At 32.6% G+C, this 14,529-nt stretch carries 12 protein-coding genes; 8 read left to right on the top strand and 4 right to left on the bottom strand.

Annotation, left to right across the window (positions count from 1 at the left end; genetic code table 11):
• Positions 1-50 precede the first annotated feature (50 nt).
• From RT99_RS12260 to RT99_RS12245, 4 genes are all read left to right on the top strand, one after another.
• Positions 51-842 carry a (Fe-S)-binding protein gene (locus RT99_RS12260; protein ID WP_042565049.1) on the top strand — a complete coding sequence of 264 codons (792 nt, stop codon included), beginning with the start codon at positions 51-53 and terminating at the stop codon, positions 840-842.
• A gap of 84 nt (positions 843-926) precedes the next feature.
• Positions 927-1,409: a hypothetical protein gene (locus RT99_RS12255; RefSeq protein ID WP_042565048.1), complete on the top strand. Its 483-nt coding sequence runs from the start codon at positions 927-929 to the stop codon at positions 1,407-1,409.
• 1,155 nt (positions 1,410-2,564) lie between these two features.
• Positions 2,565-3,710: an N-acetyl-alpha-D-glucosaminyl L-malate synthase BshA gene (gene bshA, locus RT99_RS12250; RefSeq protein WP_042565047.1), complete on the top strand. Its 1,146-nt coding sequence runs from the start codon at positions 2,565-2,567 to the stop codon at positions 3,708-3,710.
• A gap of 15 nt (positions 3,711-3,725) precedes the next feature.
• Positions 3,726-4,148 carry a protease complex subunit PrcB family protein gene (locus tag RT99_RS12245; RefSeq protein WP_042565046.1) on the top strand — a complete coding sequence of 141 codons (423 nt, stop codon included), beginning with the start codon at positions 3,726-3,728 and terminating at the stop codon, positions 4,146-4,148.
• 189 nt (positions 4,149-4,337) lie between these two features.
• On the opposite strand, the gene RT99_RS12240 is transcribed toward RT99_RS12245, so the two are convergent.
• On the bottom strand, positions 4,338-4,835 hold the full coding sequence (locus tag RT99_RS12240) for a hypothetical protein (RefSeq protein WP_042565045.1): 498 nt from the start codon (positions 4,833-4,835) through the stop codon (positions 4,338-4,340).
• A gap of 158 nt (positions 4,836-4,993) precedes the next feature.
• Complete coding sequence (locus tag RT99_RS12235; protein WP_042565044.1) at positions 4,994-5,818, bottom strand: UDP-2,3-diacylglucosamine diphosphatase; 825 nt, start codon at positions 5,816-5,818, stop codon at positions 4,994-4,996.
• Positions 5,819-6,006: 188 nt separating this feature from the next.
• Between RT99_RS12235 and aroC the strand changes: the two genes are divergently transcribed.
• From aroC to RT99_RS12220, 3 genes are all read left to right on the top strand, one after another.
• Positions 6,007-7,065: a chorismate synthase gene (aroC, locus tag RT99_RS12230; protein ID WP_042565043.1), complete on the top strand. Its 1,059-nt coding sequence runs from the start codon at positions 6,007-6,009 to the stop codon at positions 7,063-7,065.
• 51 nt (positions 7,066-7,116) lie between these two features.
• Positions 7,117-8,397 carry a dicarboxylate/amino acid:cation symporter gene (locus tag RT99_RS12225; protein ID WP_042565042.1) on the top strand — a complete coding sequence of 427 codons (1,281 nt, stop codon included), beginning with the start codon at positions 7,117-7,119 and terminating at the stop codon, positions 8,395-8,397.
• Positions 8,398-8,526: 129 nt separating this feature from the next.
• Positions 8,527-10,716 carry a response regulator gene (locus tag RT99_RS12220; protein WP_042565041.1) on the top strand — a complete coding sequence of 730 codons (2,190 nt, stop codon included), beginning with the start codon at positions 8,527-8,529 and terminating at the stop codon, positions 10,714-10,716.
• 115 nt (positions 10,717-10,831) lie between these two features.
• Here RT99_RS12220 and RT99_RS12215 read toward each other — a convergent pair whose 3' ends face one another.
• Entirely contained in the window at positions 10,832-12,082 is a 1,251-nt protein-coding gene (locus RT99_RS12215) for a DEAD/DEAH box helicase (RefSeq protein ID WP_042565040.1), read from the bottom strand.
• Positions 12,083-12,207: 125 nt separating this feature from the next.
• Entirely contained in the window at positions 12,208-13,245 is a 1,038-nt protein-coding gene (locus tag RT99_RS12210; protein WP_042565039.1) for a formimidoylglutamase, read from the bottom strand.
• 96 nt (positions 13,246-13,341) lie between these two features.
• Here RT99_RS12210 and RT99_RS12205 point away from each other — a divergent pair, with 96 nt between their 5' ends.
• The gene (locus tag RT99_RS12205) at positions 13,342-14,220 is read left to right on the top strand and encodes a hypothetical protein (protein ID WP_042565038.1); all 879 of its coding nucleotides are present in this window, start codon (positions 13,342-13,344) and stop codon (positions 14,218-14,220) included.
• Positions 14,221-14,529 lie beyond the last annotated feature (309 nt).

The following is a 14,529-nucleotide window of genomic DNA, read 5'->3' as shown; positions in this document are numbered from 1 at the left end:
AGTACGATTAACCAAATAAGCGATTAACCGATTAAAACAAAAAAAGGAAGATGTCAGAAAGTTTAGTAGTACCAACAATGGCAGAAATGCTTGCCGAAGGAAAACAGCCAGAAGTTTTGTTTTGGGTGGGTTGTGCAGGAAGTTTTGATGATAGAGCAAAAAAAATTACAAAAGCATTTGTACGTATTTTAAATCGTACAAACGTTTCTTTTGCTGTACTTGGTACTGAAGAAAGCTGTACTGGAGATCCGGCAAAAAGAGCAGGAAATGAGTTTTTGTTTCAAATGCAGGCTATGATGAACATTGAAGTTCTAAATGCTTATGAAGCAAAAAAAATTGTTACAGCTTGTCCGCATTGTTTTAATACTTTAAAGAATGAATATCCTGAATTAGGAGGTCAATACGACGTAATTCATCATACAGAGTTTTTGAAGTCATTAATTGATGATGGAAGATTAACTGTTGAAGGCGGGCAGTTTAAAGGGAAAAAAATCACTTTTCACGATCCTTGTTATTTAGGAAGAGCAAATAAAGTATACGAAGCACCAAGAGATTTAATTCAGAAATTAGATGTTGAATTAGTCGAAATGAAACGCTCAAAAGCAAACGGATTATGTTGTGGAGCCGGTGGAGCACAAATGTTTAAAGATGCTGAGCCAGGAAATAAAGAAGTAAACGTATTGCGTACAGAAGATGCCTTAGAAGTAAAACCGGATATTATTGCTGCTGGTTGCCCTTTCTGTAACACCATGTTAACCGATGGTATTAAACATCAGGAAAAAGAAGGACAAGTAAAAGTAATGGATATTGCAGAGTTAATTGCTAATGCACAGGATTTATAAATAAAGGTTCAAAGTTGCAAAGGTTCAAAGGAACAAAGGCGTTAACTTGAAACTTGAAACAAATTAAACTAAAGAAGAATTAAAATGTATATACCTTTTGAAAATTTACCTGGTGAATCCAGAATCTGGATTTATCAATCAAACAGAAAATTTTCTGAGGAAGAATTTTCTGAAATAGAAACTGATCTAAAAGCTTTTGTAGAAGAATGGGCAGCACACGGAACTAGTTTAGAAGCTTCATATCTTTTAAAATATAACCGATTTATCATATTAGCTGTAAATCAGGATGTACAAGCGGCTACGGGATGTTCTATTGATAGTTCTGTTGAATTTATTCAAAGTTTAGAGAAAAAATACAACGTTGATTTGTTAGATAAAATGAACGTAACTTTTAAACTTGGTGAACATATCGCGCACAAACCTTTAATCGATTTCAAGAAAATGGTTAAGGATAAATCAGTTTCTGAGAATACGATTGTGTTTAATAATCTCGTAAACAATATTGAAGAATTTAATGAATCATGGGAAGTTCCTGCCGCTGATAGTTGGCATAGCAGGTTTTTCTAAGAGAAAATTTATAACATATTTAAAAAGGCATGGAACTTTGGTTTTATGCCTTTTTTTGTAATTAAATTGTTTGATTTTTTTTAAAGTTTGTGCGTGTTGTTTATGTATTCCCTACGGGAAATTGTATTTAACTTAATTATATTTTTCTACCAATATTTAACCTCTACGAGGTAATCGCTTCTTTTTGGTTAAATATGTGTTACTTGTTTTATTTGTTAAAAAACAAATCTTTAAATACTCCGTTAGAAGCTAAATATTGGTAGCAAAAAAGATACACACATGATAATATGCCCCGTAGAGACTATTGATATTTAACTTCTACGAGGTAATCGCTTCTTTTTGGTTAAATATGTTTGTTACTTGTTTTATTTGTTAAAAAACAAATCTTTAAATACTCCGTTAGAAGCTAAATATTGGTAGCAAAAAAGATACACACATGATAATATGCCCCGTAGAGACTATTAATATTTAACTTCTACGAGGTAACCACTTCTTTGCGGTTTAAATATTTTGTTGCCTGTTCTGTTTATTAAAAAGCAAATCTTTAAATACTCCGTTAGGAGTTACATATTGGTAGCAAAAAAAATGCACACATAATAATATTGTCCCGTAGGGACTACATATTTTGTATAATCACCAATATTTGTAGAATTTCGTGCAGTTTATTGTTTATACGATGACAAGATTGTGGAAATCTTTGTCAAAGTTTAAAACTTTGACAAAGATAAATCGCAGTAAACCCGACAGGTTTTTATCCCAAGACTTCGGGACTGTCGGGTCTAGAATGAGGCCCTTATGAAAGCCAAAACCTCTAATTTAGCCCCGATGGGAGCGGCATCCTTTTTTGCCGGTCCCGAAGCCTCGGGACGGCAGAAAAGATATAGTGGACAGCGGGACAACTGGTTCTTTTGAAAACGAAATTTTCTGCTCCTGATAAAAATTATGGATTATAAGCTATGAATTATGAGTGGTAAGTCCTTCGACTTCGCTCAGGATAACAGTAAAATCTTAATCTATAAAAAAGTCGATAATCTAACATTCTAATAATCTAACATTCTAATAATCTGATCAATCTATAATTCACAAAAATCTAACAATTTAAACGATCAATTAAAAGCTATTTTTGAGTACTTTCGTAGTTATTAAATTTAATACATGAAAATAGCTATAGTTTGTTATCCGACATTTGGCGGTAGTGGGGTTGTAGCCACAGAATTGGGCCTTGAACTAGCCAGACGCGGACACGAAATCCATTTTATTACTTATAGTCAGCCCGTTCGGTTGGCACTTTTAAATCCTAATGTTCATTATCACGAAGTAAACGTTCCTGAATATCCTCTTTTTCATTATCAGCCTTATGAGTTGGCTTTATCGAGCAAATTGGTTGATATGGTGAAATTATACAAGATTGAATTACTGCATGTACATTATGCTATTCCGCATGCGTATGCGGGCTATATGGCGAAGCAAATGTTGAAAAATGAAGGAATTAATCTTCCGATGATTACGACACTTCACGGTACTGATATTACACTGGTAGGGAATCACCCTTTTTATAAACCGGCGGTGACTTTTAGTATTAATAAATCAGATTATGTAACTTCGGTTTCGCAGAGTTTGAAAGATGATACTTTGAAATTATTCAAAATCAAGAATAAAATAAAAGTGATTCCGAATTTTATTGAACTGGATAAAGTTAAAAAAGATCCGTTAGCGCCTTGTCATCGTTCTGTTATGGCAAAGGAAAATGAGCGTATTATTACGCATATCAGTAACTTTAGAAAGGTAAAACGTATTCCGGATATTATTAAAATTTTCTACAATATTCAAAAAGTAATGCCAGCTAAATTAATGATGGTTGGTGATGGTCCTGAAAAAGAAAAAGCAGAAGCTTTATGTATGGAATTAGGAATTCACGACAAGGTTATTTTCTTTGGTAATAGTAATGAAATTGATAAAATTTTACTTTTAACCGATTTGTTTTTACTTCCATCAGAAACAGAAAGTTTTGGTTTGGCAGCTTTGGAAGCTATGGCATGCGGCGTTCCGGTTATTTCGAGTAATTCCGGTGGTTTGCCTGAAGTAAATTTTGATGGTTACTCTGGTTACTTGAGCAATGTTGGAGATGTCGATGAAATGGCTGCAAACGCTATTAAAATCTTAAAAGATGATGCTGTTTTGAATGAATTTAAAGCAAATGCTTTAGAGGTTGCGAAAAAATTTGATATTAAAAATATATTGCCAAAATACGAAGCACTTTACCAAAGAGCAATTGATGATTATAAATATGAAAAACAGTAATTAAAAAATAAACAGATGAAAAAAGTTATTTCGGTTTTAGCAGTTTTTGTCTTAATTTCCTGCGGAGCAAAAAAAGGATCTGATTCAAAAGCACTTTATGAAGTTTTAACAGAACAATCTGATGGTGGCGGAAATATTAAGTTTTTTGAAATCTTAACAGAGCCAAATGAAATTAAAATGCTCGAGAATGACCCACTTTTGGCTGATAAAATGAAACAGGCCGATATAAATAATTCTAATTATGTTATTCTGAATATGGGAGAAAAGAACACTGGCGGTTATTCGATTAGTGTTGAAAAAGTAGAAGAAACGGATAAAAATATCATTATTACAGTGAAAGAAAAAGGTCCGGCTGCAGACGCTATGACGATGCAGGTAATTACTTATCCTTATACAGTTGTGAGAGTTCATTCTAAGAAAGAAATTATTGTTAAATAATTTTTTGAGGTAAAACGCTATTGTTGTCACAGGCTGAGCGGAGTCGAAGTCAACGCAACAAAGGCTTCGACTCCGCTCAGCCTGACAATTAGCAGAACCTGAAATTTGAAACAAAATTAAAGCATAAAAAAAACCTGTCGTTTTAAAGCGACAGGTTTCTTTTTTACAATTATTTTTTACTTTAATATTTTAGAATCTGAACTTAACTCCTAAACCTACATCAAATCCAAAATTGTCATCGTCATAATATCCGGAACCAATTTCAGGTCTTGCGTCTAATGATAATGTAATTGGCACTTCAGAAAATCTATATTCTATACCAATATCTCCAGCTGCAAAAACATAAGTTCCGCTATCATTATATCTTCCGTTGTCGTAGTAATAATCATGATCCCAAGCGGCAACACCTCCACCGACACCTGCGTACCAGTTAAAACCTCCATCGATATTCCAAACCCATTGATAAAGTGCAACAGCCTTAATAGCATCTACATCGCTGCTGTTTCTCCAGCCTAAATCAAATTCAAGCCTGTTCTTTTGGTTTAATCCCAATTGATAAGATACTTCGCCTCCAAAACCGTTGTTGTCGCCCAGACGTAATCCCAGTGCATTTTTTGAAATTTCTTGTGATTGCGCCGTAAACGCTAAACCTAACAGCATAAAGGCAGATAAAATGATTTTTTTCATGATTGTTATTAATTTTTATTCAAACTTACAATTACTCTAAAAGTCAAAACGTATAAGATTCTATAAAATTGTTATATAATTTACATTTTGACTTATTTGCAAGTCTGTTTAAAAATCAATTTGCTCTATAAAGCTCTAAACAGTTTATTAACTGAGCGTTATTTTTGTTTTAGAATAGAGGTAATTAAATGGTTGCTCAGAATGTCTTCCATTTCAAAAAGATTTTCTTCTTCTGTGAAGTTAGTTTGAGAATACGAAAATAATTTCCAGCGTTTTTTGTGGTATTCTAAAGCTGTTAAATTCTCGACCCAATCTCCTGAATTTAAATATAATGTAGAACCGTGTTTGTTTTCTTTTTTGATAATTTTAGGTTCATGAATATGTCCGCAAATTACATAATCGTAGTTTTTTTCTATAGCTAAATCTGTAGCTGTAGTTTCGAAATCAGAAATGAATTTAACTGCTTTTTTTACGCTTGCTTTTATTTTTTTGGAAAATGAATAAGGTTCGCGCCCCAGTTTAGATAATATCCAATTGATAAAACGGTTCGTAAGAATGAGGTAATCATAACCTAAACCACCCAATTTTGCGATCCATTTTGAATGTTGTACAGAAGCATCAAAAACGTCTCCGTGAAAAATCCATGCTTTTTTATCGTCTAATTCTAAAACTAATTTATCGACAAGAGCAAAATTGCCCATATTCATATCTGTAAATTTTCTCAGAATTTCGTCGTGGTTTCCGGTAATGTAATACACTTTCGTGCCTTTTGAAGCCATTCCGATTACTTTTTGAATAACTCTTAAATGAGCTTTTGGAAAGTATGATTTTCTAAATTGCCAGGCATCAATTATGTCGCCATTTAAAACTAATGTTTTGGGTTTTATACTTGACAGATAGTTGTTTAGTTCTTTGGCGTGGCTACCGTAAGTTCCTAAATGGACATCTGATAGAATGACCAACTCGACATTTCTCTTTTTCAATTTTTCTTATTTTGAAGTTTAACAAATAAAAGAATCTAACGCGAGATTTATTTTATCAAAAGGTTACCAATTTGACCACAATTTTAATAAATTGTGATTTTTAAACAACTTAACCTTTATTTAATAATACCAATTTTAAATTTTTTAATTTAATTCATAAAACTTACATTTGCTCAAAACAAATTACAATGGCAGGAAATAGCTACGGCACACTATATAAAGTAACCACATTTGGAGAATCACACGGAGAAGCTTTAGGCGGAATTATAGACGGTTGCCCGTCGGGAATACAACTTGACTTAGAAGCGATTGAAGTTGAAATGTCACGCAGAAAACCGGGACAATCTGCAATCGTAACCCAACGTAAAGAACCGGATGCGGTTCAGTTTTTATCAGGAATATTTGAAGGTAAAACTACGGGAACTCCAATAGGTTTTATTATTCCGAATACCAATCAAAAATCAGACGATTACTCTCATATAAAAGACAATTACAGACCAAGCCATGCAGACTATGTGTATGATCAAAAGTATGGTTTTCGTGATTATCGCGGTGGCGGAAGAAGTTCAGCCAGAGAAACAGCAAGCAGAGTAGTTGCAGGTGCAATTGCTAAGCAAATGTTACCGAAAATTAAAATTAATGCTTACGTTTCTTCTGTTGGACCTATTCATTTAGATACACCTTATCAGGAATTGGATTTTTCGAAAATTGAAAGTAACCCTGTTCGTTGTCCTGACGAAAAATCAGCAGCGATTATGGAAGAATATATTCGTGATATTCGCAAACAAGGAGATACTGTTGGCGGAGTTGTTTCCTGCGTGATTCAAAATGTTCCGGTTGGTTTAGGCGAACCTGTTTTTGATAAACTTCATGCTGAATTAGGAAAAGCAATGCTTTCTATAAATGCCGTAAAAGGTTTTGAATACGGAAGCGGATTTTCTGGTTCTGAAATGAAAGGAAGCGAACACAATGATTTATACAATCCTGACGGAACTACAAAAACAAATCTTTCCGGAGGAATTCAGGGAGGAATAAGCAACGGAATGGATATTTATTTCAGAGTAGCTTTTAAACCCGTTGCTACTATAATGCAAACTCAGGATTCACTTGATAATAAAGGAAATATCACACCAATGACCGGTAAAGGCCGTCATGATCCGTGTGTTGTGCCTCGCGCAGTGCCTATTGTTGAAGCAATGGCAGCGATTGTTTTGGCTGATTTTTATTTGATCAACAAAACATATTAATAAAAATTAAGACAGTGAGGGTCTTAATGTTTTAATCTAAAAAACTATTTAATGCAAGTTACAGAAACCAAAAAAAAATCATTTCTTTCAGGATTAACGGGTCAAATTATAGTAGCAATGGTTCTTGGGGCTATTCTCGGAATTATATTGCACAATTCGATTTCAACTGAGGCAGCACAATCATTTAGTAGTAAAATAAAAATGTTAGCGACCATTTTTATCCGATTGGTACAAATGATTATTTCGCCTTTAGTATTTACTACTTTAGTAGTTGGTATTGCAAAACTGGGAGATATAAAAACAGTTGGAAGAGTTGGAGGAAAAGCATTAGCATGGTTTTTTACTGCTTCGTTTATATCATTATTAATCGGGTTGTTTTATGTAAATGTTTTAGAGCCGGGAGTTGGTATAAAATTAGAGCATATTGATATGGCTTCTGCTTCAGAAGTAACCGGTAAAACAAAAACATTATCTTTTGATAACTTCGTAGAACATATTGTTCCCAAAAGTATTTTTGAAGCATTGGCAACAAATGAAATCTTGCAGATAGTAATATTTTCTATCTTTTTTGGATTAGCCGCTGCATCTTTAGGAAATACTGTAAAGCCGGTTATAAATGCTTTGGATAAAGTTTCGCATATTGTTTTAAAAATGGTAAATTATGTAATGAACTTTGCTCCAATAGGGGTTTTTGGTGCCATTGCAGGAGTTTTTGCAATTAGAGATACAGAAGAATTAGTGATTACGTACTTTAAATTCTTCGGATCATTTTTAATAGGTATAAGTACTTTATGGGCTGTTTTAATCGCTGTGGGTTATATTTTCCTAAAAGGAAGAATGACAGAACTATTAAAACGTATTGTTGGCCCGTTGGCAATTGCCTTTGGAACAACAAGCAGTGAAGCCGTTTTTCCTAAATTAACAGAAGAGTTAGAAAGTTTTGGTGTAAAAGACAGAATCGTATCTTTTATGTTACCGCTAGGATATTCGTTTAACCTGGATGGAAGTATGATGTACATGACTTTTGCCAGTATTTTTATCGCACAATTTTATGGTGTTCATTTAGATCTGGGAACTCAAATGGTAATGCTTTTAGTTTTAATGTTAACCAGTAAAGGTATTGCAGGTGTGCCAAGAGCAAGTTTGGTTGTAGTAGCGGCGACTTGTGGTATGTTTGATATTCCTATTGAAGGAATTGCTTTAATATTGCCAATTGATCACTTTTGTGATATGTTTAGAAGTGCAACCAATGTTTTAGGAAATGCTTTGGCAACTTCAGTTGTAGGACAATGGGAGAACGATAAAGAATCTGATATTGTTTCTGAAAACTAAAATTTTCTTCTTGAGAAAAACGTTGTAGTTTTCCTTAGAATATTTAAAATAAGAAAAAAGCTGTATTTTTATTTGAAATACAGCTTTTTTTTATTTTTAAACGTATATTTGAATGAAACTAGCCTATTTATGCCCCAAATACGCATTTTTTTAACCCTACTTTTAATTCTGAATTGTGCTGACAATTTGGCGATTGCACAATCTGAAATTATTTCTGAAGACAAGATAAACAAACTTGTAAAACAGGCCTGGTTCGATTATAAAGATTCTAATTTCGAAAAATCCTTAATTACTTCCCGTGTAGCTTTAAATTATGCAACAGCTCTAAAAAACGACTACTTAATTGCTCGTTCGTATAAAATCATTGCAGGAAATTATAGCGAATTATCAGAGTTTGACAAGGCTATTTTTTTCTACAACAAAAGTTTGTTTTACGCTAATAAAACCAATAACGATTCTATAAAATATAGTCTTTACAATAACTTAGGAAATATATATTGTTTTGAAAGAAAGCAATTTGATAAAGGGATTCGTTATTATAAAAAATCAATTGCATATGGTTTAAAAATCAATGATTTGAATCAGGTATATTTTACAAACGTAAATATTGCCTGGGCTAATTTTGATTATGGTAATTTTAAAGAAGGATATCCGTATTTGAAATATATCGACGCTAATAAAAAAAAATACGGTGACGAATCTACAGATGTGGTTGTAAATATGCTTAACGGCATGTATTCCAGTTATAAGGAAGATAATGATACTGCAAATGCCTACTTTTTAAAAGCGATTGAAGCGGGTAAAAACAGCGTGGAAAAATCAGATTTGTCATATAGTCATTTAGAATATTCTAAGTTTTTAACCAAAATTGAAAAATACAAGGAAGCTTATGAAAATCTTTCTGCATTTAATAAAATTACCGAAGAATTATATAATGAAGAGAAATTAAAAAAGGCTTCTATTGCCGGGTTTAATCTCGAATTGGACGAATACAAAAGACAGATTGATAAAATTGAAAACGAAAAAATATCACAATATCAGAGCCTGAAAAAATCGAGACTTATTGTTATTTTGTTTATCGTAATTTCGTTTATTCTCCTTTTACTGATTATTACGCTGATCAAGAATATCCGATACAAGAAAAAACACAATTTAGAGCTTTTACAAGCCAAAGAAATCGCCGAAGAAGCATCTTTACTTAAAACACAATTTATTTCTACTATAAGCCACGAATTGCGTACGCCTTTGTATGGAGTCGTGGGAATAACAAATATGCTGCTCGAAGAACATAAAGAATTATCAAACAGTCAGCATTTGAGTTCCTTAAAATTCTCTGCCAGATATTTATTATCGTTGGTAAATGATATTCTTCAAATTAATAAAATAGAAGAAAACAAAGTCGTTTTGGAAAACCTGACATTTAATATTTCTGATGAAATTGCAATGATTAAAAACTCACTTTCGTTTTTATCGCAAAAAAACAATAATAAAATTTCAGTCAGCATTGACCGGGACATTCCGGAATATTTAATTGGAGATAAATTAAGATTGGCTCAAATACTGATGAATTTAGTTAGTAATGCCTTGAAATTTACTAAAGATGGTGAAGTTGAAATTATTGTAAACCTTAAAAAAACAGAAGGGAAATACCATTATTTAGAATTTCATATAAAAGATAATGGAGTAGGAATAGCCATTGCTGACCAAGGCAAGATTTTTGAAAAATTTGTTCAGGTTGGAAGAAAAGACGAAGATTATCAGGGAACAGGATTGGGTTTAAGTATTGTAAAAAGATTATTAGGACTTTTTGGAACAACGATACTTTTGCAAAGTGATATAGGTGAAGGTACTGCATTTTCGTTCACCATTCCTTTTGAATGTAATCCGGCAAAAACAAAGGATATTATTGATGAAATTCAGGTTGATTTAACTTCTGATGAAATATATAAAATTTTAATTGTCGAAGATAATCTTATCAATCAATTAGTGACCAGAAAAATTATTGAAAAAAATAATTATATATGCAAAGTGGTTGATGATGGTTTTGGCGCTTTGCAAATACTCGAAAACGAAGATTTTGATCTTATTTTGATGGATATAAACATGCCATTAATGAATGGATTTGAAACCACAAAAAGAATCCGCCAATTAGGAATCAAGACTCCTATTGTTGCCTTGACAGCTTTTGATAAAGATGAAATTACAGATGAAGCAATATCTTCGGGCATGAACGATATTATCATAAAACCTTTTGAGCCTGTAAAACTCTTTAAGATTATGAATTACTTAATCTATGAAACAAAAAACGTAGGATGTTAAAAACACGAATTTTACTAATTTACACAAATTCTAATAGTTAAGTTACTTTGTGAAATTAATTTCACAAAGTAATAATTAGTGTAAATTCGTGAAATTCGTGTTTGAATTTTATCTCCTAATACCAGCGCTTTTTATTTTGTTTGGATGCGTTTGACTTTCTCGATTTATGAGCGCCACCACTGCGGTTTGAGTTTTTAGGTTTCTCAGCAGTTGCTTCAGGACTTCCTGCGTGCCATTGATAAGGATGATCTGTAATTGTTTTTACATCAACTTTTATCAATTTCTGAATGTCTTTCCAATAAGGATGTTCATCTTTACTGCAAAATGAAATTGCGATTCCGCCATTTCCTGCACGTCCCGTTCTACCAATTCGGTGTACGTAAGTTTCAGGAATATTCGGCAAATCAAAATTAATTACAAAAGGCAATTGATCAATATCGATTCCTCTTGCGGCGATATCTGTAGCAACAAGAACACCAACTTCTTTATTTTTAAAAGCATCCAAAACACGTTGTCTTGCATTTTGGGATTTATCGCCGTGAATTGCTTCTGCAGGGATATCTTTTTTGCGCAATGCTTTTACAACATTATCAGCTCCGTGTTTGGTTCTCGAAAAAACCAAAACATTCGATAAGTTTTCGTTTTTTATTAAATGATAAAGTAAATTTCTTTTCTCTGTTTTTTCAACAAAATACACACGCTGCTCTACATTTTCTGCTGTTGATGAAACAGGCGAAACTTCTACTTTTGCAGGATCCTGCAAAAACATTTCGGCCAATTCTCTAATTGCGATAGGCATTGTAGCCGAGAATAATAAAGTCTGACGATTTTTAGGCGTTAGTTTTACAATCTTTTTTACATCATTAATAAAACCCATATCAAGCATTTGATCGGCTTCATCTAAAACTAAAGTATGCAAATGATCAAGATCAAGAAAACCTTGTTTTTGTAAATCCAGTAATCTTCCCGGGGTTGCGACCAAAATATCAACACCTTTTTTCAAAGTATCAACTTGCGGATTTTGAGAAACGCCGCCAAAAATCGTTAATTGCGTCAGGTTGGTATATTTGGCATAAGTGTCAAAACTTTGCCCAATCTGAACTGCAAGTTCACGGGTTGGCGTAACTATAAGGGCACGAATTACCTTGGCTTTTTTTGATGAACCTACAATTCGGTGTAATTGGTGTATGATTGGAATAGCAAATGCTGCTGTTTTTCCTGTTCCTGTTTGTGCACAGCCAATAAGGTCTCTTCCGGCCAAAACGATCGGAATAGATTGCTCCTGAATAGGTGTGGGGTTTAAATAGCCTTCTTCAAATACGGCTTTTTGTATACTTTTGGAAAGTGATAAATCTTCAAATAACATATCTTAGGTATTAAGAAATTTAGTTTTAAGTACTAAAAATCTGTGCAAAGATAGGTTTATTCAGCCAATGGTCTGTTTGAATTGGGGTTTATTTGGCAAATGATCTAATTTTCAGCTGGTATAAGTTAAATTTTTTCGTTGTTTGCTTTTATGAAATCAGTAATTAAATAACCAATTAATTTTCCAATAAGATGATTATTTGGCGATTGATCTAAGTCTGGTGCACCTTCACAAATGTGTAAATAGGCGGCATTTCTGTGCTGTCCGAAAAATGAAACAAACTGACGTAATTCTTCTATTGAAAACCCGCTGATTGTCATAGCACTGCTGGCAATATTCGGAATTGCATCCAGATCTATCTCGATACCAAATGAATCTGTTTTGATAAATTCTAAAGCCAAAGCCATTTCTCTGTCGAAATCTTTTTCTTTGCGAATATTTACACTATCATAAGTATTATAGCGTACACGATCTTCTAATTTTTTAATTATATCAAGAACACTTTTTGAAGTATAATTTTCGTGAAGTCCAAAAATGAAATATTTTTTCAGGAAACCTTCTTCGTACGCATAAGAAAATCCATTTCCGCTATGACGGCCTTCAAGAATCCTGAAATCTGAATGCGCATCAAAATTAATAGCATTTATTGGCTTTCCTTTTGCTAAAGCGGAACCTTTAATATTTCCGTAAGCATTATTGTGGCCTCCTCCAATGATAATTGGCGTTTTTCCGGCCTTTATTATAGTAAAGATAATATGAGAAACTTCCTTATCAACTTTTTCAACAAGCTGGCTTAATTTTGAGCGGTCATCAATATCATTAAAATCAAGATTTTCAACATCACGCATTTCTGCAGAAACATTAATTTGTCCTAAAACAATAATCTGGCTGCCTTTGGCAAAACGGTTATGCTGAATGTTTGCAATGCTTTTTATGGCACTTTCCCATGCAGATGCCGTTCCCGGTCTTCCGTAATTAGCACGCACGCCAATGTCTTCAGGAATTCCTAAAAGTACATATTTAGCTTCACTTTCTTTCAGGAAATTGACTTTATCAACTCCATTTGGAATGATAATCATCTTTTCTCCAAACTTAATTTCACCACTTCGATGGTTGGTTACTTTAGCTAAATCATTAATAGTAAATGGGATTAGTTTCTCCATAAAAAAAAATATTGTTCAAAAATAATATAATTGTAGTAACTTACGTTATAACGATATATTAATTATTAAATTTGTTTTTAAGAAAATTATTAAAATATGGAAAACCCAAACAAAAACAACTCAAGTCTAAAGGCGGTAATCGCTGTTTTAGCAGTACTACTAATTGGAAGTTTAGTGTATATTTTTAAATTATCATCTGATACAGATGTAGTTAAAACTGAACTTACCACAACTCTAACAGAGAAAGAATCTGTTATGAAAGATTTGCAGGAATTAAAAGCAACTTACGATGCTGCAATTGCAGAAAACACTTCAATGTCTGATGAATTAATTCAGGAAAGAGATAAAGTAGTAGCTTTGATGGATGATTTAAATAAATCTAAAGGAGATGTATCTAAATACAGAAATCAAGTTGTAGGCATGCAGGCTAAAATGAAAACTTTAGTTGCTGAAAACGATGAATTGAAAAAACAAAATGGTGTTTTAACAGTTCAGAGAGATAGTACTATTGTAGTTTTAGGAGAATCTAAAAAATTCAACGAAGTTTTAGTTGGTCAAAACGAAGAATTGGCTAAAACAGTTGAAAAGGGTTCTAAATTATCAATTTTGAATACAAAAACTGCAGCTTACAAATTGAAAAGCTCAGGAAAACAAATTGAAACAGATAAAGCAAGCCGTGCTGACGTTTTAAAAGTAAGTTTTACTATTGCTGAAAATCAAATTGCAAAATCTGGAGATAAAACGTACTATATTCAGGTTATCGATGCTAAAAACAATGTTTTAGGAGATAAGAAAACAGAAAGTTTTGGAGACAATACTTTAACTTACAGCTTCAAGAAAACAATTCAGTACGAAAACAAAACTGTACAGGTTTCTGAAGATTTACCAGGTAAAGACTTCGAAAAAGGAACTTATTTTATCAATGTTTTTGATAATGACGAATTAGTTTCTAAAACTAGTTTTTCTTTAAGATAAGAATTATTTAAAGTAAAAGTAAAAGGTTTGTGAATTTCTTCACAGACCTTTTTTTATTAAATTAAAAATCACAATAATTTAATATCTATTTTCTTTTTCTGGTTTGTTGCTCTTCCAGCTTTTTTAAAATTTTCTCTTGTTTTTTTGCTTTTAAATCTGTCGACGGAGTTTTTAAATTATTAACCTTTGCCATGATCTTCTTGTTTTAATTATTAAAAAATAGTGTAAAGCCGATGATTCTATAATTTATTCGTAATAAAAAAAACTTTATAGCGAGTAGCCAATATCCAATGAAGATTGGAATAGCAT

This window comes from Flavobacterium sp. MEB061 (assembly GCF_000834715.1).
In the GTDB taxonomy this organism is placed as follows: domain Bacteria; phylum Bacteroidota; class Bacteroidia; order Flavobacteriales; family Flavobacteriaceae; genus Flavobacterium; species Flavobacterium pectinovorum.
The sequence above is the reverse complement of the archived record's forward strand: the minus strand, read 5'-3'. Positions and strand labels throughout refer to the sequence as shown.

Bases quoted from the DNA above. Each gene is read 5' to 3' on its own strand.
- RT99_RS12255 (WP_042565048.1), top strand. From the start codon at position 927: ATGTATATACCTTTTGAAAATTTACCTGGTGAATCCAGAATCTGGATT.
- RT99_RS12205 (WP_042565038.1), top strand. From the start codon at position 13,342: ATGGAAAACCCAAACAAAAACAACTCAAGTCTAAAGGCGGTAATCGCT.
- RT99_RS12245 (WP_042565046.1), top strand. From the start codon at position 3,726: ATGAAAAAAGTTATTTCGGTTTTAGCAGTTTTTGTCTTAATTTCCTGC.
- RT99_RS12260 (WP_042565049.1), top strand. From the start codon at position 51: ATGTCAGAAAGTTTAGTAGTACCAACAATGGCAGAAATGCTTGCCGAA.
- aroC (WP_042565043.1), top strand. From the start codon at position 6,007: ATGGCAGGAAATAGCTACGGCACACTATATAAAGTAACCACATTTGGA.
- RT99_RS12215 (WP_042565040.1), bottom strand. From the start codon at position 12,082: ATGTTATTTGAAGATTTATCACTTTCCAAAAGTATACAAAAAGCCGTA.
- RT99_RS12225 (WP_042565042.1), top strand. From the start codon at position 7,117: ATGCAAGTTACAGAAACCAAAAAAAAATCATTTCTTTCAGGATTAACG.
- RT99_RS12220 (WP_042565041.1), top strand. From the start codon at position 8,527: ATGCCCCAAATACGCATTTTTTTAACCCTACTTTTAATTCTGAATTGT.
- RT99_RS12240 (WP_042565045.1), bottom strand. From the start codon at position 4,835: ATGAAAAAAATCATTTTATCTGCCTTTATGCTGTTAGGTTTAGCGTTT.
- bshA (WP_042565047.1), top strand. From the start codon at position 2,565: ATGAAAATAGCTATAGTTTGTTATCCGACATTTGGCGGTAGTGGGGTT.
- RT99_RS12210 (WP_042565039.1), bottom strand. From the start codon at position 13,245: ATGGAGAAACTAATCCCATTTACTATTAATGATTTAGCTAAAGTAACC.